Origin of the sequence: Brevibacillus fluminis, from assembly GCF_003710825.1 — a bacterium.
Classification (GTDB): Bacteria; Bacillota; Bacilli; order Brevibacillales; family Brevibacillaceae; genus Brevibacillus_D; species Brevibacillus_D fluminis.
This window is the reverse complement of sequence record NZ_RHHQ01000014.1, coordinates 31,011-50,749: the sequence shown is the minus strand read 5'-3', so window position 1 is coordinate 50,749 and position 19,739 is coordinate 31,011. Positions and strand designations below refer to the sequence as shown.

The following is a 19,739-nucleotide window of genomic DNA, read 5'->3' as shown; positions in this document are numbered from 1 at the left end:
TCCTTTAGCGATTGCGCGGAACCAGAATGGCGTGATCCACTTTGATGCAATGGTCCATAATGACCTCGATGCCGTGCTCAGCAACCAGAGACGCAGCCGCTTCATTATATACGCCTTCCTGCAACCAGAACACTTTTGGCTTTTGCTCCATCTTCACAGTATCTTCCGCCACCGGCAGCGTCTCTTCGCTGCGGCGGAACACGTTGACGATGTCCACCGGTTCATGGATGTCAAGTAGCGATCCGAGCACGGTTTCACCCAATACGGTTTGCCCTGCGATAACTGGATTGACCGGAATGATCCGGTATCCGGCATGCTGCATGGCAGCGGCAATCATATAGCTGGTGCGGTCCGGTTTGTTCGAGCAGCCCACCACCGCGATGGTTTTTGCGTCCACCAAAATTTGGCGGCGCTTGTCATTGTCAGGATTTGTGAATGCCATTGTAAACACTCCTTTGTCGAGGTCTTGATATTATGGTACAATCTCGATTATGATTGTTGCTCAAGTTGCAGTTTTCGATACGGAAATGGGATGCTTTTCACTTCTTGATACGGAATGCTGTCGATTTCTGGCAAGGCGGCTAAACATTCCTCGATGTAGTCGATCACCTGCTCCACGTTCAAGCTCCAATAAACCGGCGTGTAGTTTGCGAGATATTTCCGGGCGTTGGTAAACATCCATCTCGCTCCCTTCATATTACCACATTCAAAATGGTAGATGCCCACAGCCAACTGCAACATTCCTTGCAGAAACTTATTGGTCTTGTCCTCCATCCAGATATCCTCAAGGAGGTCGTGGCATTCATAATACTCGCCAACGTTGAACTTGCGAAAAAATTCGTAGTATTGTTCCGGGTATTGGGCAGCCATCGTTTTTCACACTCCTCACGCGTGTCCAAGCTGTGCACGTTACTTATGAAAACTTAACGGATGATTCACTTGCGATTCTGATACAATAATGTCAGAAGCAACAGTTTACGGAAAGGACCGGTCCTGATTCATGAGCATACTTTTAAACAATTTCCCCTTATGGGCGGCACTCCTTTCAATCGGCATCGCACAATTTATCAAAATTCCGCTCCATTTCCTGGCGGCCAAAAAATGGCAATGGCCATTGATGTTTAGCACGGGCGGTATGCCCAGCTCCCACTCCTCCGCTGTCACCGCGCTTTCCACGGCGGTCGGGATTCGCGAAGGTTTTGACAGCAGCTCGTTTGCCATCTCCGCGGTTATTGGGATTGTCGTCATGTTCGACGCGGCGGGCGTGCGCAGACATGCCGGCATGCATGCGGAGGTCTTGAATCGCCTGGTTGACGAATTCAACCATCTGTTGGAAGGCATGCGCACATTCAAAATCAAGCCGAAAGAAGAAAAAGCGAAAAAGTTGAAGGAACTGCTCGGGCACCAGCCAATTGAAGTGTTTATGGGCGGCTGGCTCGGTATCCTGATCGCCATCGTTCTCTATTATTCATTCTACACCATCTAGCGTACCCACTCTCGTCTTACACTTGCAAAAATGGAGGGAATCACATGCGAATTGTCTCCCTTTGCCCCAGCAACACGGAAATCCTTTTCGAGCTGGGGCTCGATGAGCAAGTCGTCGGCCTGGATGATCATTCCGATTGGCCACCGCAATGGCAGCATCTGCCGCGTGTGGGGCCTGATTTGACCATCGATATGGAAAAGGTCGAAGCACTCTCGCCCGATTTGGTTGTCGCATCCTTGAGCGTACCCGGTATGGAGCGGAATGTTGACGAGCTGAAGCAACGGAATATTCCGCATATTGTGCTCAATCCGAGCCATCTCGATGAAATCCCCGCTGACATTCTCGCGGTCGGGCAGGCGGCGGGCATCCCGCAGCAAGCGGCAATTGCAGCAGAGCGTTTCACCGAGCGGCTTGGGAGTCTGCGTCTGCGGGCGACAGCTTTTACCGAACGGCCCAAGCTATACTGGGAATGGTGGCCCAATCCGATTTACACGCCAGGACGGGGCAACTGGCTAACCGATGTCAGCTCGCTGGCTGGGGCTGTCAACGTATTCGACGACTTTACAGAAGCGAATGTAAAGGCGACCCGTGAGATGGTAGCGGAGCGCGATCCTGAACATATTTGCATCGTCTGGTGCGGCATCGAGCTGAAACGAATCAAGCGCGAAATGATTACGGACCGCCCCGAATGGCAAACGATGAGGGCGATCACCAGCGGCAATGTCCATCTGTTGGAGGAAGGCCTTTTTTGCCGGCCATCTCCGCGCATTCTCGATGGTTTGGAGCAACTGATCGGTTTGATTCATCCTGTTGCCAGCACGGAATTACGAGTATGATACGAAAAAGGCCGGACAAAAGAGATTTCTCTTTCGTCCGGCTTTTTTTCTAAAAAACGTCTCGACGTTATTCATTAGATTGATGTGACCGCTTGCGATCAGCACTTTTGTCCCCCGATGAGATGGGAAAAACGGTCACGACCGTTTTTGTGTGCCTTAATCGATCGGCTGCGCCATTGCGGCGATTCCTTTTTCATTCAAGCCCTTCATCATCGCCTCGGTGACTTTTCCGCCACCTCTGTGGACCACATACACTTCCAGTGTCTTTTTACCCCACTGCTCAAAAATGTCCTTTTTCGTTTCGAAATAAAGATCGATGGTATTGCCGCGTACCGCTCCACCTTTGTCCGCTACCACGCCATAGCCATAACCGGGAATGTAGAGCACGGTCCCTAAAGGAAACACTCGCAAGTCAGCCGCAATCGTCGAATACGTCGCGCGCTGCACCTTCACCCCGGAATACGTGATGCCATAGGTCGGATGATCCGGCGTTTTCCCCGTGGACTCAATGCCTGAATAGTACCCTGTCGCTACAACACGTACTTTTGGATATTGTTCAAAAGATTTATCGATGTATTCGTCTTTATCAATGACTTGTGTGAGTGAGCTGGCGGAAACGGTGCGTCGTTTGACTACCTTTTCCCCTTCCCGTTTCTCCGAGACACCAAAACTGTCCCATCTGGAATACGTTTCTGCTACATTGTACGTGTAACCTGTGGTAGCGAACCCGGTCAGGAGCATCAAGCCGAGTGCGGCTGCGCTAATAAACTTCTTCCAATTCTTCGCGTTCATTCAGCAATGAACCTCCTCTCATCAACTAGTCATGTCCAGAAATGAGAGAAGTATACATAAATGCACAGGATTGATTGGAATCATCTGAACATTTTTGCTTGTACGAAAGTGGTTTAAAGCCCGCCATCCTTTTCCAGACTAGTAGTATCCCACTCATAAAGGAGATGTTTTTAATGGACCCTTCGATGAGCAACAATCAAGTGTTGGAACGCATTCGCAGCATCCAGTCGGGAGGCGGATCGTTGGCCAAGAAAGCGGTCAAGGTAGCCGATCCCGAGCTGATGCGCAACGCGCTGTTTTACTTTCCATCCTGGGATAACGCCATTCAAGCCGCAAACGACTAATCCCTTCATACGAAAAAAACGAAAGCAGGCGGATGTTCTCGCCTGCCTTCGTTTTTTATCGTCACCGTTAAAACATCCGATACCCTTTTTTCCGCAAAAGCTGAATCGTGTAGCCGCTCATCACAGAACCGGCCATGCCGAACAAAAGAATCGTCAAATCGTAACCAGTGGGAACAATATTTTTCAGCACAAGCGCACCAATGACGACGCCGACGCATACGATAACCGGCAACCAAGTCGTGCGCAGCACCATATTTAAAATAAAACCGATTCCAAACGCGAGAATCGTAAACAGCACAATGGAAATCAAAAATTGAATAATATTCATAAGCCGCCTCCACTACACGTGTGTTCTCTAGCGTCTAGTGTAGCGAAAAGCGCAGCGTGGGTCAATCCATCTGGAAATGGCGATGCGCTATTTTCCCGTCATGACGGCAAGCGGGACCGCCCTATCTTCTGGATTTTTTCCAGTGCCTTGACACTGGGGACAGTTCTCAGTCCCCCCGACCATCACATGGAAATATCCCTCTCCGCTGCAATACAAGCAACTCTCAAAAGAAACGATCGACTTCATTCGCTCATTCCCCTTTCTTTGCTGGTTGTTGGCTGAACTGAATTAACTGAAAGTTTAGATAATGTTTACTTACTATATCAGATCAGCCCACATTTGCAAAGAAATCAGGAAAAGATTTTATAGGAAGTATAGCCAAAAATCGGATCCACCGGGTAATCTTTGCCGATCAGCGCAGGAGCCTGCTCCAGCACTCTCGGCAAAATGGCTTTCATATAAAGCGTGGAGAGCGGGCTTGTCAGCACTTCCTCCACCGGCAAAAACTGCGCGACCTCGATTTCCCCCGCTTGAGGATGCGGTTCGCCGCTCACGTATTCCATCAAAAAGACAACCATGTTATCGCTGATTTCCTCTTTAATTACGCCGGAGCGCACCCCGACCACTTGCAACGGGCGAGCCGTAATCCCTGTCTCTTCGAGGACTTCGCGCGCGGCCGCTTCATCGACGCGCTCTCCTTGCTGGACGAAGCCTGCGGGGAACGACCACTTGCCCTTCATGCCACCATACGCTTTTTTCACGACCAATGCCTCATTGTTTCGCAGCACGATTCCCGCCGCGCCTAGCCATACTTTTGAATCTCTCGGCATGTATTCGCTACCTCCATTCATTTGGCCAATCTAACACGTTAATTTTTCCATTGTATAGCAAAAACAGCCACCCTGTAAAAAGGCGGCTGTTCTCGTCAGGCGCGATGGAATCAGTCTTCTTCATCCAAAAGCCCGTTATCAATCATGTAACGCAGATTTTCCCGATCGCGCTCGCGTCCCTTTTCTTTCAGGCGCTCGATCGCAGGCAAAATCAAAATGTCGATCTCTTGCTGGACATGATGGACCAGGTCGTACCGCTTCTGCTCTTCTAGAAAGCCTCCGACTTCCATCAATCCGTTGTAACGGTCCAGTTCATCTCGTGTAAGCAATCCTCTGACTTGAACGCTGCAATGGCGCATCGCTATACCTCTTACAGTTTTACTTTTTTCATGGCGAGACCAATACCGCCGATTTTGACCAAATATCGCAGGTCGCTCGCTTTTTTCATCAACGCGGCCGAGGAGCCGAACAGCTTCTTGTCACCGACCTGCCCCATGCCTTCTCCTTTACCGAGAGAAGCCAGCGTACCGAGCAATTCAGGCGTGAACTTTTGCATCAATTCGCCGCGCACCAACGCAACGAGATTGTCTCCGCAGTTTTCGCCTTCTTGCCCCGCGATTTGTGCGGTTGGCGGATACGGACGTCCTTGATCGTTGAAAATGAGGGCGCAGTCGCCGACGACAAATACATTCTCATAGCCAGGCGCATGCAGGTATTCATCCACTTTCACGCGTCCGCGCATCACTTCAAAGCCGGAGCGCTCGACAATGCTGTTTCCGCGAACCCCGCCGGTCCAAACGACCGTCGCCGATTTGATCTCCTCGCCTGTCGCAAGCAGGACACCTTCTGGCGTGCATTGCTTGATCGGCGTATTTATTTTAAACTCAATCCCTTTTTTCATCAAGACTTCCATCGCGTAGTCGACGAGTTCCTTGTCAAAGCCAGGAAGCGCAGAAGGAGCCGCCTCGATATTATAGATTTTGACCAGATCCGGATTCACGTCAAACTCTTCGCAAAGCTCAGGGATACGGTCGCCCAGCTCTCCGCAAAACTCGATGCCGGTAAAGCCTGCTCCGCCGACGACAAACGTCAAATATTCCGTATGTGTCGGGTCATTTTTGAACTTGGCAAACATGTAACGGATATGCTCGCTAATCTGGCGTACCGCATTGATGCTGCGGATGCTGAACGCATGCTCGCGCAAGCCTTCGATTCCGAATGTTTCCGGTTCGCTGCCGAGCCCAATCACCAGATAATCATACGAAAGCACAGTGCCATCCTCGAGCGTGGCCGTCTGCGCCTCAGGTTCGATACTTGCAACCGTTCCTTTGACGAAATTCACTTTTGTTTTGTCGATAATCTTGTGCAGGTCCACCTGCGCGCGGGATGCAGGAGCAGTTCCCGCAGCCGGCTCGTGCAGCCACGTGGTTAAGTAATGATAATCATGCTTGTTGACCAACGTCACTTCCGCTTCGTTGTAGTGAAGCTTTTGCTGCAACTTCAGCGTTGTCAAAAGTCCACCGTACCCTGCGCCAAGGATCAAAATTTTTGGCGTGCTCATTGAAGAATCCCTTCCTTTTCCGATTTGGCTTATCTATGAGAAAAGAATGTGGCAAATTTCACAAGAGCTGTTAGTACATAAAATGTCCCAAATCATTGCGGCTACGCTGCCAAATATATAGAAGTACAAAGACAACCAGCACTTTGTGAAAAAATGCACAACTCTATCCAAAAAAAGGCTTCACAAACTTTTCACATTATAGTATTCATCTTACCAAGAATCCGACAATATTTTCAAGCTATTTTTCGCAATATTGGGTCGATATCCTTTTTTTCTTTCGTTATGATGTTTATAATAAATAGGTGTGCTTTATTCCATCATCATATACCCGGAGGTGCATTGGATTGAGTCTTCTCCAAAAGGACGATCAAGTCTATGATATTACCGTTATTGGTGGCGGTCCTGCCGGTTTATTTACTGCCTTTTATGGCGGAATGCGTCAAGCGAGCGTAAAAATTATTGAAAGCATGCCGCAGCTTGGCGGTCAATTGGCTGCACTTTATCCGGAGAAGTATATTTATGATGTAGCAGGGTTTCCTAAAGTATTGGCGCAAGACCTGGTCAATGGCTTAAAGCAGCAGCTTGCCCAATTTGATCAAACCATTTGCCTCGAAGAAAAAGTCGAAAATGTCGTAAAAAATAACGATAGCGTGTTTGAGATTACATCGGACAAAAGCATCCACTATTCCAAAGCTGTGATCGTCACAGCGGGCGTTGGCGCATTCGAACCGCGTCGTCTTGAGCACCCGGATGCTGTGAAATATGAAAAATCCAACTTGCACTACTTCGTTACGGATCTCAATTCCTTCAAAGGTCAGCGCGTGCTGGTCATAGGCGGCGGCGATTCTGCGGTTGACTGGTCGCTTATGCTTGAGCCGATCGCATCCCAAGTGACACTGATCCATCGCCGTGATAAATTCCGTGCTCATGAGCACAGTGTGGAAACATTGATGGCTTCCAAAGTGAACGTGGTGACACCGTATGAAATCACCGCGCTGCACGGCGACCAAAACATTGAGCGCGTCGTGATTCAAAACGTCACGACCAAAGAAGTGCAAGAGCTCGAAGTCGATGCGGTCATCGTCAACTTCGGTTTCATCTCGTCCCTCGGGCCGATAAAAAACTGGGGAATCGAATTGGAAAAAGGTGCGATTGTCGTCAATTCAAAAATGGAGACAAGCATGCCCGGCGTTTATGCGGCAGGCGATATCGCTACATATCCGGGAAAAGTCAAATTGATTGCGGTCGGGTTCGGCGAAGCTCCTACCGCCGTCAACAATGCCATGGGCTACATCAACCCGGATGCCAAACTGCAGCCTGGCCACTCTTCAAGCATGGATAACTTCAAAAAGTAAACGTCTCTTCGCCTCGGGCTTTATTGTCCGGGGCTTTTCCTTGCCTGTAAACTGCTCATCGCTGCATAGCCCCTTCTCAACTCGCACAAAGTAGGAATGGAGGGGGTTTTTTCATGAAAACGTTATGCCCGATTTGCAACGGCTTCACCGCTTTAGCCTCGCTCTGCCCCAACTGTAGCCTACAGCTGCAAGACACCGGCAGATTGGCTGATTATTACGGAGATTACAGTCCATACCGCGAAATCGACGATGCAAAAAAGGACAATGGCTATCCCGATCTCTCCCTCCGGCAATGCATGCACGTAACGTGGTGCTCGCTTTGCCAGATGGAGCAGATCGTTGCAGTCGACGAGTGGGCGTCATACTGATTTTCCCATTGTTTTTTATTTACATTTTCATTGCTTTTCCACATTTCAATTGTATACTAGTCGACGTACTAGATCTTGAAAAAAACGGAGGTACCATCACGTGAAAAAATTCGATCTGACCATACTGACGATCAGTGTGCTCGTTTTGGCACTGGTTATCCTGGGTGTCACTACTTCGGGAGGCGGCCACAGCGCTGCAACCGTCGCTACGGTCAACGGCGAGAAAGTAACAGAGCAGCAGTTGTACGACGCGATGAAGCAAAAATACGGAGATAAAACCCTTTCCGCGTTGACATCCAGCATCCTGATCGAGCAGGAAGCCAAGAAAACGGGAACCGTTGTTGATGAAAAACAGGTGCAGGATGAACTGAAGCAATTGAAAGCAAAACTCGGTTCGGAAGATGCCTACAAAACCTATTTGGAGCGTAGAAGTTATACAGAAGAATCATTAACCACCAAGTTAAAAGAATTGCTGCTCGTGCAAAAACTGACAGCTGCCTATAACAAACAGCACAATTCCAAGCTGACACCGAACGATTATGTGGACGAGCTGAACAAAAATGCACAAATCGTCATTTCAGACCCTTTGCTGCAAAAAAAATAACAACCAACATCTAGGCTGGTTGTTTGAATAAAGAAATTTCCCCAAAATCAGTTATACAAGGAATTGTGTGCCTCTCTATTATTACCAAGGAAACGATCTGCTTCAATAGGCTGTTCTTGGTCTATTTGGGATTTTTTTCTTCTATAGGATGTATAAGAGTTCTTCTGCTGGCCATACTATTATCATCGAGCCCGGTGGTCACCGATTTAAACGGACCAAATCCGTAACGGAGGCGATGTGCCGTGGACAATGTAGTGGATCACCTCGTCGAGAGTTTCGCGGGAGACAAGCGTTAGTCTTTACGGTAACTCATCCTCTTCATCGGAGGTAGATGTGCCAAAGAGAATAATCGTTAGTACCCAGAAATAAACGATCGGGCTCGATTATAGCCGCCTCCATATGGGGGCGGTTTGTATTATATTCAGCTGGAATTTAAAAAAACGATTATAGAAAATTTAAAAAAACCGGGGAGACTCCCGGTTTTTTACTTTTTGCGGTTGTGGGTTGTGTTTTCGCCGGTCTTGGGCGGCGTGCTGCGGGAACCTGCCGAAGCAGTGGTCGGGCGTTTTTCGTTTGACATGAGGCGTCCTCCTTTGTCGATTTCCTTTCCCTCCTATTATGCCCGCACCGTCGGATTTTTACTTTGCCAGTTATAGCGACCGAAAGACGGTCCGGAGTAGTGTAGAGGCTAATTCCGTGCATAGGGAAGTGTCGAAGGGGAGCCCAATTGCTCGTGCATCTAATTCTGGCATTTGCTCCCGAACCACCAGATCAGGGGAGTAGCCAAGATGCTTTGCCATCTTTTGCGAAAATGAAAAGTGACTCTCTTTCTTTTGCGGCCCTACATGTAATTTGCCTGTCACCTCTGTTTCACACAGCTCGGCAATGGCTTCCGCCAAATCATCCACATGCACAAACGTTCGGAACACATTATCTGCTCGACTATAAGGCTTGCCAGTAGCGAGTGCAGCTGCCAGGCTTTGCCCCCTTCTGTCGTTCCCGTCCGGGTTGGCCCCATACACAGGCCCTGTTCGCAAAATGAGATGGTTTTGGTGACATCGACTTATCATTTCCTCCCCCTTACGTTTGGCATTGCTATAGACAGCCAGCGCACTGTCTCCTTGAATGTCGCTTGTCTCATCCTCCTCACGATAATCTCCTCTCCCGTCGCCAAATACTCCATCCGTAGACAAATACAAAAGCCTTGTGCGCGACGTTAGGAGTGTAAGCAGGTAATGAAGCCCCTGTTCGATCAAGAGCTCCTCTTGCCCCATTAAAGCCCATATGACGACGGATGGCTGAGTATTTGTAAGGCACGCCTCCAGTTGATCATAGCGAGTGACATCCACCCTGATAGATTCCGAAGTTAATTCGGCGCTGCAAGCCGTCCCATATACCGTTACGGAAGGTTGGCTGGCAAGCCGATGGTAAATCGCCGATCCCACGTATCCGCTAGCTCCTAACAGCAAAACGTTCATCGTCTTCCCCCGTTTCTAAACCTTACCCAATAACCCCCGATAATGAGGAACGCAGAGCGAAAAGAGCGGGAACTGGTCTTGTTCAATCAGCCCTTTGATCCGATTGGCTTCCTGCCACGCCAAATCGTGATCGGCTTGTGTAATGACGCCCTTCTGCAGCGCTTCATCCAGCTCGTCACCGTCGATAATTTCTAGCTCGCCCGTCGGCAGCTTCACAACGTCGAGGTATAGATCATCAAACCAGGGGATGCCCTCATTCGTCACCCCATGATCCTTGACAATATCGATATAATGCTGAACGATCTCCCCTGCCTGATTGAACATCGTCGTCAGCGTAAAATGACTATGTTCAGGAAAATGCTGCAGCCAGACGTAGCCAGCATCCGCGACGCAGACGCTGACGTTGCAGCAGCCCATGACGAGCGGCTCACGCACCTCGTCGATTGCAAAAATCGTCACGATTCCCGCAAACTGGCTGTCTTGTTTTTCCATCGATGCATACCTTTTTTGGTAAATTCGTTTCCAGTCTGGTCGATTGGCAAATTTCCGTTTCATGGCATGCTCCTTTCCTCGCTGTGTTTTAGCATTCCGTTATGGGAGCGGCAAATCCTCTACTTGGTGAGTTTTCAGAAAAGAGTTATAATACTGAAAAAGGACAAACCTGTTTTGTTATGGAGGGGTAGTTCATGAGCGAGATTCAACGTGTCAGAAGAAATACGTTAGGCGATCTGCTGCGCCGGAGCAAAAGGCGGTTCCCGACCAAAATGGCGCTGCAATTCGCCGAGGAGAGCTTTACATATGCGCAGCTGGACGAGATCGTCAATCGCACGGCAAATGCGGTACGCGCTTCCGGGCTGCAAAAAGGCGACCGCGCCGCGGTGCTGTCTCGCAACTCCCTAGACTTTGCCATCCTTAATTTTGCGCTAGCAAAAGCCGGCGTCATTCTCGTCCCGATCAATTTCATGCTGAACAAGGACGATATCGCCTTTATTTTTGGCCATGCCGAGGTGAGCGCCTGCTTCGCCTCCCCCGAGTTCATCTCATTGGCGGATGACGCCATCGAGCAGGCAGGGTGCGGCATCGTACTAAAAGCGATCATCTCCAAACCATCCGCCCCAAAGGACGGCTGGCACCAGTTCCGCGAGCTGATTGAGCAAGCAAGCGCAAATGAGCCGGACGTGGATCTGCAGGATGATGACATCGCTCATATTTTGTATACGAGCGGGACGGAATCTAAACCAAAAGGTGTTATGCTGACCCATAAAAACCTAATCTCCGAATACGTGAGCACCATTATAGACGGGAGCATGGCTGAAGACGACATCGCCATTCACGCCTTGCCTCTATTCCACAGTGCACAGCTGCATTGCTTTCTCGGCCCATACGTGTATCTGGGGGCGAGCGGCATCATTTTGGAGCAAGCCACGCCTGACCTGTTGCTCGAAACGGTCGAGACGCACAAGGCAACACAGCTGTTCTGCCCGCCCACCGTCTGGATTGCGCTTTTGCGCTCGCCTGAATTCGCAGCCCGCAATCTCACTTCACTAAAAAAATGCTATTATGGCGCAGCGATCATGCCTGTAGAGGTGTTAAAAGAATTACGGAAGCGCTTACCAGATGCGCAATTTTGGAATTTTTACGGACAGACCGAGGTAGCCCCACTGGCCACCGTGCTCAAGCCGGATGATCAGCTACGGAAACCAGGTTCCGCCGGCAAGCCGTCGCTCAACGTCGAAACCATCATCGTCGATGACGAAGGGAATGAAGTCCCTCGCGGATCGATCGGCGAGATTGTACATCGGACCAGCCATGCGATGCTCGGCTATTTTCGAGATCCCGAGAAAACATCAGCCGCTTTTCATAACGGGTGGTTCCATAGCGGCGATTTAGGGATTATGGACGAGGAAGGCTATATTACGGTGGTGGACCGGAAAAAGGATATGATTAAATCGGGCGGAGAAAATGTATCCAGCCGGGAAGTGGAGGAATTGATTTACCAGCACCCCAAAGTGTCTGAGGTCGCAGTTATTGGAGTTCCCCATCCGTACTGGATCGAGGCGGTTACCGGCGTTGTTGTTCCGAAAGCGGGAGAAAGCCTGACTGCGGACGAAATTTTGGCATTTTGCCGGGAGCGGTTGTCATCGTTTAAAGCGCCGAAATTCATCGTGATCGCGGATAATCTCCCCCGCAACCCGAGCGGCAAAATCCTCAAGCGGGAGCTGCGTCTCCAGCATGAAATGCTCGCCCAGCAGTAAAGGAAGCATGTCGCAGCAAACTGGTGACGTATGGCTCATGACTAGTTTATTCTTCGTCCGCCTTGTACTATGTAACGCCGGTTTGGTTGATGCTGTAAACCGCTTTTTTTTAGAAAACCTGGCTACGCCACGTTTTTGGTGGAGCCGCGGTTGCACTTAGTACAAGCAAAAAACCTCGATGGCACGCGATTCCGCAATACCATCGAGGTTTTTCTTCGTTTAGTCGTCGCATTTCTCAGCTTTGCCTTCATCCTTCGCTGTACGGAAGGAGGAGCCACAGCCGCAACTTGCGATCGCATTTGGGTTGGTCATGGTGAAGCCGCCACCCATCATCGATTCCTTGTAGTCGATTTCGAGTCCATTAATATATTGATAGCTGTCCGCATCTACAACCACTTTAATGCCGAACTGCTCCAACGTATGGTCACCCTCGCGAACGTCTTCGTCGAAGCCCATGCCGTAGGAGAAGCCGCTGCATCCGCCTGGTCGTACCCCAACACGCAGGAAGATATTCGGATTGTTTTCCGCCGCCAACAGTTCCTTCACTTTTGAGCCAGCTTGTTCTGTCAATGTGATCATGCTAATTCCCTCCCTTGTGAAGCATACTTTCTCCCCTTTAGTATACTAAGAAAATCATCAGCCAACAAGGTTCCCACTATCCAGATAGTGTTATGTTCAACAAGTTTAGGCATTGATCCGGTCACCCCGGCTGGTTGGCTGTGAAATGACTAAAAACTCGATTTCAGCCCCACTCCTGTTCATCATCTGGTGTGGAACATGCGGGGGTACCTCCACCCCTTGATGCGGTTCGATGGTCACGACTTCCCCATCAACCTCGAGCGTGGCGACACCCGATAGGACAAAGAAAAACTGCTGCGCCTGCTCATGGTAATGCCGCACCTCCTGGGTGTCTGCAGGCATACGCTCATGAATGACGCTGAGCGCCCCGTTTTTCACCAGATGCCAGCCGTCGCAACGCTCCCCCCATATATAGTGCTCTGCGTTTTCCTTGCTGATTTTCAAAAGTAGCGCCTCCTTTATGTACAAAAAAACCGATCGACCCTATGGGCAATCGGATGTATTTATTCGTCATGATTGGCTATTTGCTTCACATCGAAATACGGTAGGCTACCTTTTAAGCAAAGTTCATCTTGGACTCCAATATATAAAAACGGTAAGGCTTCGTATTCAATGCTTTCCCCTTAGACGAGCCATGATCCATCTGGAGTAATTCATTGTGAAGTCGATCGATCTGCTTACTGCATTCCAGTACGTCCGGATGATCCAATCCACATTCCAAACCCAATTTAACCATTTGCTGTCGAAGGAGTTCGATTTTTTCGAGCAACTTTTCCCGCATCATAATCTCCTCCTACCTTTGATATGAAGTTTACTTGCCTTTATTCTACAGGAATTTACTGTCATTTTCAAACATAAATTACCAAACATATATAGAAAAAGAATAAAGAATTGGCGTCTTTTGTAAATTTTTACCAATTCATCTCCTATTTCCTCTAGTTTATGATTGTTCCGTTTCTTAAACAGCTTTATAATAAGGTCAGTCTCTTTCATAGGAAAGCGCATATGCTTCGATTTTCTACTTTTCTTTATTGTAACCACCTGAATTGACTGCGTAAATGGCAGAAACAAGACAGGTGTATTTGATGCGTTTTGATGTTTCTGTTTTGCCCGAAAGAACGGAGCTTTCATTCGAGTCTGAATGAGCCCGCATACGAAAGGAGGAACTTGTCTTGAATATCCTCGAACTCCAACCTCAGGACAAATCACTGGCAGCTATTCGTGAAAAAGTGCTGCATGGGGAACGGCTGACGAAAGAAGATGGCGTCGCCTTGTTCCAATCCAACGACCTTTTGACGATCGGTCAGCTGGCCAATTATGTCAATCAGCAAAAGAACGGGGACAATGTGTACTTTGTTCAAAACATGTACATCAACCCGACGAACGTTTGCGAAGCGAACTGTCGTTTCTGTGCGTTCCGCCGTGACATCGACGAAGAAGGCGCGTACACCATGAGCATGGATGAGCTGCTTCACTATGTTGAAGCCCGCTTCTATCCAGGCATTCGCGAATTCCATATCGTCGGCGGCCACAACCAGCACCAGAAGTTCGATTACTATCTGGATACGATTCGCACGCTGAAAAAAGCATACCCAAATGTCGCTATCAAAGCATACACCGGCGCAGAGATCGAGTTCTTCTCACGCATTGCCGGCATCAGCTTCCACGAAGTTATCCAAGAGCTAATCAAAGCGGGCCTCGATACGATGCCTGGCGGCGGTGCGGAAATTTTGACTGAACGCTACCGCGAAAAAATGAGCCCGGAAAAAGCGAGCACCGACGACTGGCTTCGTGCTCACCAAACCGCACATGAGCTGGGCCTGAAAACCCATGCTACCATGCTGTACGGCTCTATCGAAACGTTGGAAGAGCGCGTGATCCATATGCTTCGCGTGCGTGAGCTGCAAGATCAGACAGGCGGCTATATGGTCTTCATCCCGCTTGCCGTACAACCGATGAAAGCTTCTGCCGGCATCAAGCGTCGCACATCCGCGTTCGATGACTTGAAAACGATGGCGATCAGCCGTCTCATGCTGGACAATGTACAGCACATGAAAGCATATTTCATCAACATCGGCACACAGCTGACGCAAATTTCGCTGACCATGGGCGCATCCGACGTTCACGGCACATTGGTGGAAGAGCGGATCAGCCATGCTGCCGGTGCTCTCACTCAAGCTGGCCTGACCGTCGACGATCTCGTCTGGCTGATTCAAGGCGCTGGCAAAAAAGCGCTGGAGCGCGATACATTCTACAACGTAATCAAGGAATACTAAACATATCTCGACACCTTAGCCCTGATCGTAAAGAGACATGGAAAAGGACTTTCACCTTTAAAAGGGAAAGTCCTTTTCCAGCGCTTCCTTGGATTCACGCAGCTTTTCCTTGATTTTAACCAGCAGTTCATCCGGCGTTGGTGCTGAGACGAATTCGCCATCCACAAGGGCGAACGGCTCCATGTAGCACTCGCCGCAATGACCAAGGCAGCCGTATTCCACGGCGTCCAGCTCAGTGTCTTCTTCCAATATTTGAAACACCTGTTTGGTGTAAGAGGATACGTTGCTGGAACAAAATTCAACGATCGGTCTCATCGATTATCACCTGTCTTTCCCAAATCCGAACGAAAGTTGCCTTTCACCTTTCTATTGTACCGCGAATGAGTGAAAAAGCCAGCGTGGAAGATGTGGGAAAAAAGATTCTGCTTGCTTTTTTGCACAAATCCGTCTAAAAATAGATTGGATAGAACAAAATGAACAAATACATTGGAGAAACAGAAAGGACCATACTTCCTATGAAACGTCTCGTTATCCTTGGCGGAGGTTACGGGGGTCTACGGATTGTAGAACGCATGCTTACCCCAGAACTACCGGACGATGTTTTTATCACATTGGTAGACCGCATGCCCTTTCATGGTCTCAAAACCGAGTATTATGCTTTGGCTGCCGGAACCGAGCCTGAGCATAATGTACGAGTAGCATTTCCAACCGATTCCCGTCTTACCACCAAGTTCGGTGAAGTAACGAAGGTTGACTTGGAACAGCAGGTTGTACAGTTTTCCAACGGCGATACACTGGATTACAACTGGCTCGTAATCGGCTTAGGCTGTGAGGACCGTTACCATAACATTCCTGGCGCTGAAGATTTTACCCATTCCATTCAAACCATGAACGCAACGCGCTGCACGTATGCGGCCATCAACAACGTGAATCCGTACGGACAAGTAACGGTTGTCGGCGGCGGCTTGAGCGGCGTAGAGATCGCTTCCGAGCTGCGCGAAAGCCGTCCTGATTTAAATATTCGCATTCTCGACCGCGGGGAAAGCATTCTCAGCCCATTCCCGAAAAAGCTCCAGCAATACGCTTCCCAATGGTTTGTGGAGCATGAAGTACAATTGATTTCCCATGCGCAAGTCGATCGCGTGGAAAAAGGCGTTGTCTACAATCACAATCAGCCGCTCACAAGCGACGCTATTGTGTGGACAGCCGGCATTCAGGCAAACCGCATTGTCCGCGAGCTTCCTGTCGAACAGGATGGCAGCGGCCGCGCTGTTGTGAATCAATACAACCAGCTTCCTGAATACAGCAACGTCTATATTGTCGGTGACTGTGCGAGCCTCCCTTATGCGCCGAGCGCCCAGCTGGCGGAAGGTCAGGGTGAACAGATCGCTGTCGCCCTTAAAGCAGAAATGAAAGGCATCGCGATTCCAGCATTGCCAAAAATCAAGCTCAAGGGAACTCTCGGCTCCCTCGGGAAAAAAGAAGGCTTCGGCATGATGGGCAAGCTGTCCCTCGTCGGCCAAATGCCGCGCGTAATGAAGAGCGGCGTTCTGTGGATGTACAAAAAGCATTTGGGCTAGTGAATACAAAAGACCAGTCAAGCATGACTGGTCTTTTTTCTATTTCTGCTGATCACTTCTGAGCAGACGCTCGAATTCCTCCGGCGGAACAGGTGGACTGAACAGGTAGCCTTGCATTTCATTGCATTGACTGGCCTGCAAAAAGGCGCGTTGCTCCTCCGTCTCTACCCCTTCCGCGATGACATTCAGCTGCAAGCTGTGACCTAGCGCGATGATATAGGATACGATCGATGCATGATCCCAATCGACCGAAATGTCGCGAATGAACGACTGGTCAATCTTTAGCGTATCGATCGGGAATTTCTTCAAATAACTTAAGGATGAATAGCCTGTGCCAAAATCATCGATGGCGATATGTATGCCCAACGTTTTCAATTGGCGAATAAGTGAAATGGCGGTTTCGGCATCCGACATCGTCGTGCCTTCCGTGATTTCTAGCTCCAAATACTGCCCGCTGAGTCCGGTTTCCTCCAAAATCGACGCAACCGTTTCAATCAGATTGCTCCGCTGAAAATGCCGAGCGGAAATATTCACCGCTACGCGCAGCGGAGGAAAGCCTGCATCCTGCCATGCTTTTGCCTGTCTGCACGCGGTTCTGAGCACATAGCGGTCGATATGGACGATCAGATCGGTTTCCTCGGCGATCGGGATAAACGCTGCCGGAGAGATTCTCCCTTTTTGCGGATGCTGCCAGCGAACCAGCGCTTCCATCCCGATGACTTTGTTGGTGGCGAGGTTGATCCGCGGCTGGTAATGCAGCACCAGTTCTCGACGCTCCACCGCTTTGCGTAGCTCACTTTCGAGCGAAAGCTTTTCCAACGCGGTTGAGATCAGTGCGGGGGAATACAGGCGGTACTGGTTGCCACCGTTTGCCTTGGCCCGGTTCATCGCCGCATTGGCATTGAATACTAACGATTTATTATCCGCTCCATCATCGGGAAACAGACTGATCCCGATGCTCGCTGTGATGTGCAAGTCGTGATCTTCGAGAACGAACGGCTGCGAGAGGCCGTCAAGAATCTGCTGCGCCACCTTTGCAGCATCCTCACCCTGGCTGATTTCAGGCAAGATGATTTTGAATTCGTCACTCCCCAGCCTACTGAGCGTATCCCCCGCATGCAAACAGGTAGCCAGCCGCTGCGACACTTCCTTCAGCAAAGCATCCCCGATAAAATGGCTCAGCGTTTCGTTGATGATCTTGAATCGGTCCAAATTCAAAAACAAGACGGCCAGTTTTTCGCCATACCGGTTCGCTTGCGAAATCGCCTGGCTGAGACGATCGTGGAAAAGCATCCGATTGGGTAAGCCGGTTAGCGCATCAAAATAAGCCTGGTGCTTGATCTGCTCCTCATTCCGCTTCTGTTCAGTAATATCACGAAAATACCAGATCCGCGCAAACGGGACGCCGTCCTTTGCTACCGCAGGCTGGGTATACATGTCGATCACGCGCCCGTTTTTCAGTAGCACCTCATCTCGTGCCACCCTTTCAGGGTCAGCATACACGCGCTCCACCCACTGGTAAAACAGTTCGCCATGCTCGACAATGTCCAGCACGAACCGCAGTGCCTCGGGCTCTTCCCGGCCGCTCAAAAGTTCGTCCGGCAGCTGCCACATCTCAGCGAATCGTCTGTTGTGCCCGATGATCTTACGGTCGGTATTAACGATGAGAATTCCATCCAGCAGCGACTCCTGTGTGGCTTTCAGCAGCGTATTGGTCACAACGAGCTCTTCCTCGGCCTGTTTGCGCTCCAGCTCTGCTATCGTCCGACTGACAAACACCTTACCAATGCTTCGGATGATCTGCATGGTGAGGAGATCAGGCTGCTGTGAGTTGACGATCAGCAGCATGCCTACGAGGTGTTGGTCTATTTGCAGCAACGGAAATGCCATGTACCAGCCCGTTTCCCTGCTTTCAAGCGGCGTTCCCTCGAACATATTCGAGGAAAGGTCCATCCCCTCGATGATCCCGTTTGCAATCATTTGGTCATCATCGAGCAAATCAGATAGCTTATACGTAAAATTCTCGCGGAAGTCTCCGCTTGAATACACTTCAACCGTTTGGATCACATCAGGCTGCCCCGGGCTTGTCCTCCCCAAAATGACACTTTCAACCTTCATGATATGTGCCAGCTGTTCGACGAGCGATCGAAAATACGCATCTCCCGTATGCGAAGATACCGCCCTGACAATCTCCTGGAATTTCTCCTCGGTGCGCTTTTTCTCCGTTACTTCCGAATGAAACCCGACCAACTCTTTTACGACGGGAGGTTGTGTCCCATTCTCCCCTGTCTCAAATACCGGCATGACGAAGTTATGAAAGTAACGCCCGTTCTTTTCTGTTAAAAATTCCACCGTCTCCCCCGCAAACGCGCGTTCATAGGAGCGATTGATAATGGCTGCGTTAGCCGGATCGAACAATTCATCGATGCTTTTGCCGATCACTTGTTCAGTCGTCAAGTTCGACTCTACCGCCAGCGCACCCTCGTTCAGTGTTAAATAAAATTTGCCCTCCGCGGACCGATAGCTCTTAAACACCGCATTCGGCAATATTTGTAACGTTTTTTTAAAATCTTCAATCAGATTTATGCGTTCGTTTTGCATCTGCTTCAGTTCGGAAATCTCAATGACGGAGCCGATGACTTCCGTTTCCTGACGATTTCCATGAATCGCTGACAGCGTGTTACAAAATACTCTGTTTCCAAGAGTCCATTCGAATTGAACGGATTTCCCGCATGCCGCCTCCAAAAACAGCTTCTCCAGTTCAGCAGCCTTTTGGGGAAACAGCTCGTACAAGGTTTTACCGATAATATGTGGATAATACGTCGTGAGATGCCCCATTAGCTGTCCTTCAATGACCGTGATGACAAAATGACCGTCCTCGCGACGCTTTGCTTTGTACAGTAGGCCTTGAACATATTTTATCAATTGATAAAATTCTCCGGGCGATTCGTCTGCTGTTTGACATAGCTCTGGCCCTATCGTCGAATCACTCATGTCCTACCTCCCTGAAGGCTTGGGATTCAAAAAGATAAACCTACCCTTTTCGACAGATTTTGTCATTTTCCTG

At 49.5% G+C, this 19,739-nt stretch carries 24 protein-coding genes; 9 read left to right on the top strand and 15 right to left on the bottom strand.

Annotated features, from left to right (window positions below):
- Positions 1-4: 4 nt before the first annotated feature.
- Together EDM56_RS18760 and EDM56_RS18755 are read right to left on the bottom strand one after the other, a co-directional pair.
- The gene (locus EDM56_RS18760) at positions 5-442 is read right to left on the bottom strand and encodes a CoA-binding protein (protein ID WP_122919454.1); all 438 of its coding nucleotides are present in this window, start codon (positions 440-442) and stop codon (positions 5-7) included.
- 47 nt (positions 443-489) lie between these two features.
- Positions 490-870: a DUF309 domain-containing protein gene (locus EDM56_RS18755; protein WP_122919453.1), complete on the bottom strand. Its 381-nt coding sequence runs from the start codon at positions 868-870 to the stop codon at positions 490-492.
- Between the two features lie 130 nt (positions 871-1,000).
- Between EDM56_RS18755 and EDM56_RS18750 the strand changes: the two genes are divergently transcribed.
- Together EDM56_RS18750 and EDM56_RS18745 are read left to right on the top strand one after the other, a co-directional pair.
- Entirely contained in the window at positions 1,001-1,486 is a 486-nt protein-coding gene (locus EDM56_RS18750; RefSeq protein ID WP_122919452.1) for a divergent PAP2 family protein, read from the top strand.
- Positions 1,487-1,530: 44 nt separating this feature from the next.
- A complete protein-coding gene (locus tag EDM56_RS18745; protein WP_122919451.1) occupies positions 1,531-2,322 on the top strand; it encodes a cobalamin-binding protein in 792 nt (263 codons plus the stop codon).
- Between the two features lie 156 nt (positions 2,323-2,478).
- Here EDM56_RS18745 and EDM56_RS18740 read toward each other — a convergent pair whose 3' ends face one another.
- A complete protein-coding gene (locus EDM56_RS18740; protein ID WP_122919450.1) occupies positions 2,479-3,114 on the bottom strand; it encodes a 3D domain-containing protein in 636 nt (211 codons plus the stop codon).
- 173 nt (positions 3,115-3,287) lie between these two features.
- On the opposite strand from EDM56_RS18740, the gene EDM56_RS31555 reads away from it, so the two are divergent.
- The gene (locus tag EDM56_RS31555; RefSeq protein WP_183192515.1) at positions 3,288-3,458 is read left to right on the top strand and encodes a hypothetical protein; all 171 of its coding nucleotides are present in this window, start codon (positions 3,288-3,290) and stop codon (positions 3,456-3,458) included.
- A gap of 67 nt (positions 3,459-3,525) precedes the next feature.
- On the opposite strand, the gene EDM56_RS18735 is transcribed toward EDM56_RS31555, so the two are convergent.
- The 5 genes from EDM56_RS18735 to EDM56_RS18720 all read right to left on the bottom strand — a co-directional run bounded on the left by EDM56_RS18735 (position 3,526) and on the right by EDM56_RS18720 (position 6,177).
- On the bottom strand, positions 3,526-3,786 hold the full coding sequence (locus EDM56_RS18735; RefSeq protein ID WP_122919449.1) for a YuiB family protein: 261 nt from the start codon (positions 3,784-3,786) through the stop codon (positions 3,526-3,528).
- Between the two features lie 87 nt (positions 3,787-3,873).
- Positions 3,874-4,032, bottom strand: a complete 159-nt coding sequence (locus tag EDM56_RS31550; protein WP_183192514.1) for a YuiA family protein — start codon at positions 4,030-4,032, stop codon at positions 3,874-3,876.
- 104 nt (positions 4,033-4,136) lie between these two features.
- Positions 4,137-4,616, bottom strand: coding sequence for an NUDIX domain-containing protein (locus tag EDM56_RS18730; RefSeq protein ID WP_122919448.1), 480 nt, complete (start codon positions 4,614-4,616; stop codon positions 4,137-4,139).
- Positions 4,617-4,726: 110 nt separating this feature from the next.
- Positions 4,727-4,975: a hypothetical protein gene (locus EDM56_RS18725; RefSeq protein WP_122919447.1), complete on the bottom strand. Its 249-nt coding sequence runs from the start codon at positions 4,973-4,975 to the stop codon at positions 4,727-4,729.
- 11 nt (positions 4,976-4,986) lie between these two features.
- Positions 4,987-6,177 (bottom strand): NAD(P)/FAD-dependent oxidoreductase, encoded by a 1,191-nt coding sequence (locus EDM56_RS18720; protein ID WP_122919446.1) that lies wholly within the window; start codon positions 6,175-6,177, stop codon positions 4,987-4,989.
- Between the two features lie 344 nt (positions 6,178-6,521).
- Between EDM56_RS18720 and EDM56_RS18715 the strand changes: the two genes are divergently transcribed.
- The 3 genes from EDM56_RS18715 to EDM56_RS18705 all read left to right on the top strand — a co-directional run bounded on the left by EDM56_RS18715 (position 6,522) and on the right by EDM56_RS18705 (position 8,504).
- The gene (locus EDM56_RS18715; RefSeq protein WP_122919445.1) at positions 6,522-7,532 is read left to right on the top strand and encodes an NAD(P)/FAD-dependent oxidoreductase; all 1,011 of its coding nucleotides are present in this window, start codon (positions 6,522-6,524) and stop codon (positions 7,530-7,532) included.
- Between the two features lie 113 nt (positions 7,533-7,645).
- Positions 7,646-7,900 carry a hypothetical protein gene (locus tag EDM56_RS18710; RefSeq protein WP_122919444.1) on the top strand — a complete coding sequence of 85 codons (255 nt, stop codon included), beginning with the start codon at positions 7,646-7,648 and terminating at the stop codon, positions 7,898-7,900.
- Between the two features lie 100 nt (positions 7,901-8,000).
- Positions 8,001-8,504, top strand: a complete 504-nt coding sequence (locus EDM56_RS18705; protein ID WP_122919443.1) for a SurA N-terminal domain-containing protein — start codon at positions 8,001-8,003, stop codon at positions 8,502-8,504.
- Between the two features lie 650 nt (positions 8,505-9,154).
- Here EDM56_RS18705 and EDM56_RS18700 read toward each other — a convergent pair.
- Both EDM56_RS18700 and EDM56_RS18695 read right to left on the bottom strand, forming a co-directional pair.
- A complete protein-coding gene (locus EDM56_RS18700) occupies positions 9,155-9,982 on the bottom strand; it encodes a sugar nucleotide-binding protein (RefSeq protein ID WP_122919442.1) in 828 nt (275 codons plus the stop codon).
- Between the two features lie 15 nt (positions 9,983-9,997).
- A complete protein-coding gene (locus tag EDM56_RS18695; protein ID WP_122919441.1) occupies positions 9,998-10,537 on the bottom strand; it encodes a ribonuclease FAU-1 family protein in 540 nt (179 codons plus the stop codon).
- A 131-nt stretch (positions 10,538-10,668) separates the two neighbouring features.
- Here EDM56_RS18695 and EDM56_RS18690 point away from each other — a divergent pair, with 131 nt between their 5' ends.
- Entirely contained in the window at positions 10,669-12,237 is a 1,569-nt protein-coding gene (locus EDM56_RS18690; RefSeq protein ID WP_122919440.1) for an acyl-CoA synthetase, read from the top strand.
- Between the two features lie 219 nt (positions 12,238-12,456).
- Here the strand turns inward: EDM56_RS18690 and erpA are convergent, their stop codons facing one another.
- The 3 genes from erpA to EDM56_RS18675 all read right to left on the bottom strand — a co-directional run bounded on the left by erpA (position 12,457) and on the right by EDM56_RS18675 (position 13,600).
- Positions 12,457-12,816: an iron-sulfur cluster insertion protein ErpA gene (gene erpA, locus EDM56_RS18685; protein WP_122919439.1), complete on the bottom strand. Its 360-nt coding sequence runs from the start codon at positions 12,814-12,816 to the stop codon at positions 12,457-12,459.
- A gap of 105 nt (positions 12,817-12,921) precedes the next feature.
- Positions 12,922-13,260, bottom strand: coding sequence for a cupin domain-containing protein (locus tag EDM56_RS18680; RefSeq protein WP_122919438.1), 339 nt, complete (start codon positions 13,258-13,260; stop codon positions 12,922-12,924).
- A 112-nt stretch (positions 13,261-13,372) separates the two neighbouring features.
- Entirely contained in the window at positions 13,373-13,600 is a 228-nt protein-coding gene (locus tag EDM56_RS18675; RefSeq protein ID WP_246009443.1) for an aspartyl-phosphate phosphatase Spo0E family protein, read from the bottom strand.
- A 388-nt stretch (positions 13,601-13,988) separates the two neighbouring features.
- Here EDM56_RS18675 and mqnE point away from each other — a divergent pair, with 388 nt between their 5' ends.
- Positions 13,989-15,092 (top strand): aminofutalosine synthase MqnE, encoded by a 1,104-nt coding sequence (gene mqnE / locus EDM56_RS18665; protein WP_122919435.1) that lies wholly within the window; start codon positions 13,989-13,991, stop codon positions 15,090-15,092.
- A 57-nt stretch (positions 15,093-15,149) separates the two neighbouring features.
- Here the strand turns inward: mqnE and EDM56_RS18660 are convergent, their stop codons facing one another.
- A complete protein-coding gene (locus tag EDM56_RS18660) occupies positions 15,150-15,407 on the bottom strand; it encodes a DUF1450 domain-containing protein (RefSeq protein ID WP_122919434.1) in 258 nt (85 codons plus the stop codon).
- 200 nt (positions 15,408-15,607) lie between these two features.
- Between EDM56_RS18660 and EDM56_RS18655 the strand changes: the two genes are divergently transcribed.
- Positions 15,608-16,672, top strand: a complete 1,065-nt coding sequence (locus tag EDM56_RS18655) for an NAD(P)/FAD-dependent oxidoreductase (protein WP_122919433.1) — start codon at positions 15,608-15,610, stop codon at positions 16,670-16,672.
- A gap of 39 nt (positions 16,673-16,711) precedes the next feature.
- On the opposite strand, the gene EDM56_RS18650 is transcribed toward EDM56_RS18655, so the two are convergent.
- Complete coding sequence (locus EDM56_RS18650) at positions 16,712-19,666, bottom strand: sensor domain-containing protein (RefSeq protein ID WP_122919432.1); 2,955 nt, start codon at positions 19,664-19,666, stop codon at positions 16,712-16,714.
- Positions 19,667-19,739: the final 73 nt, after the last annotated feature.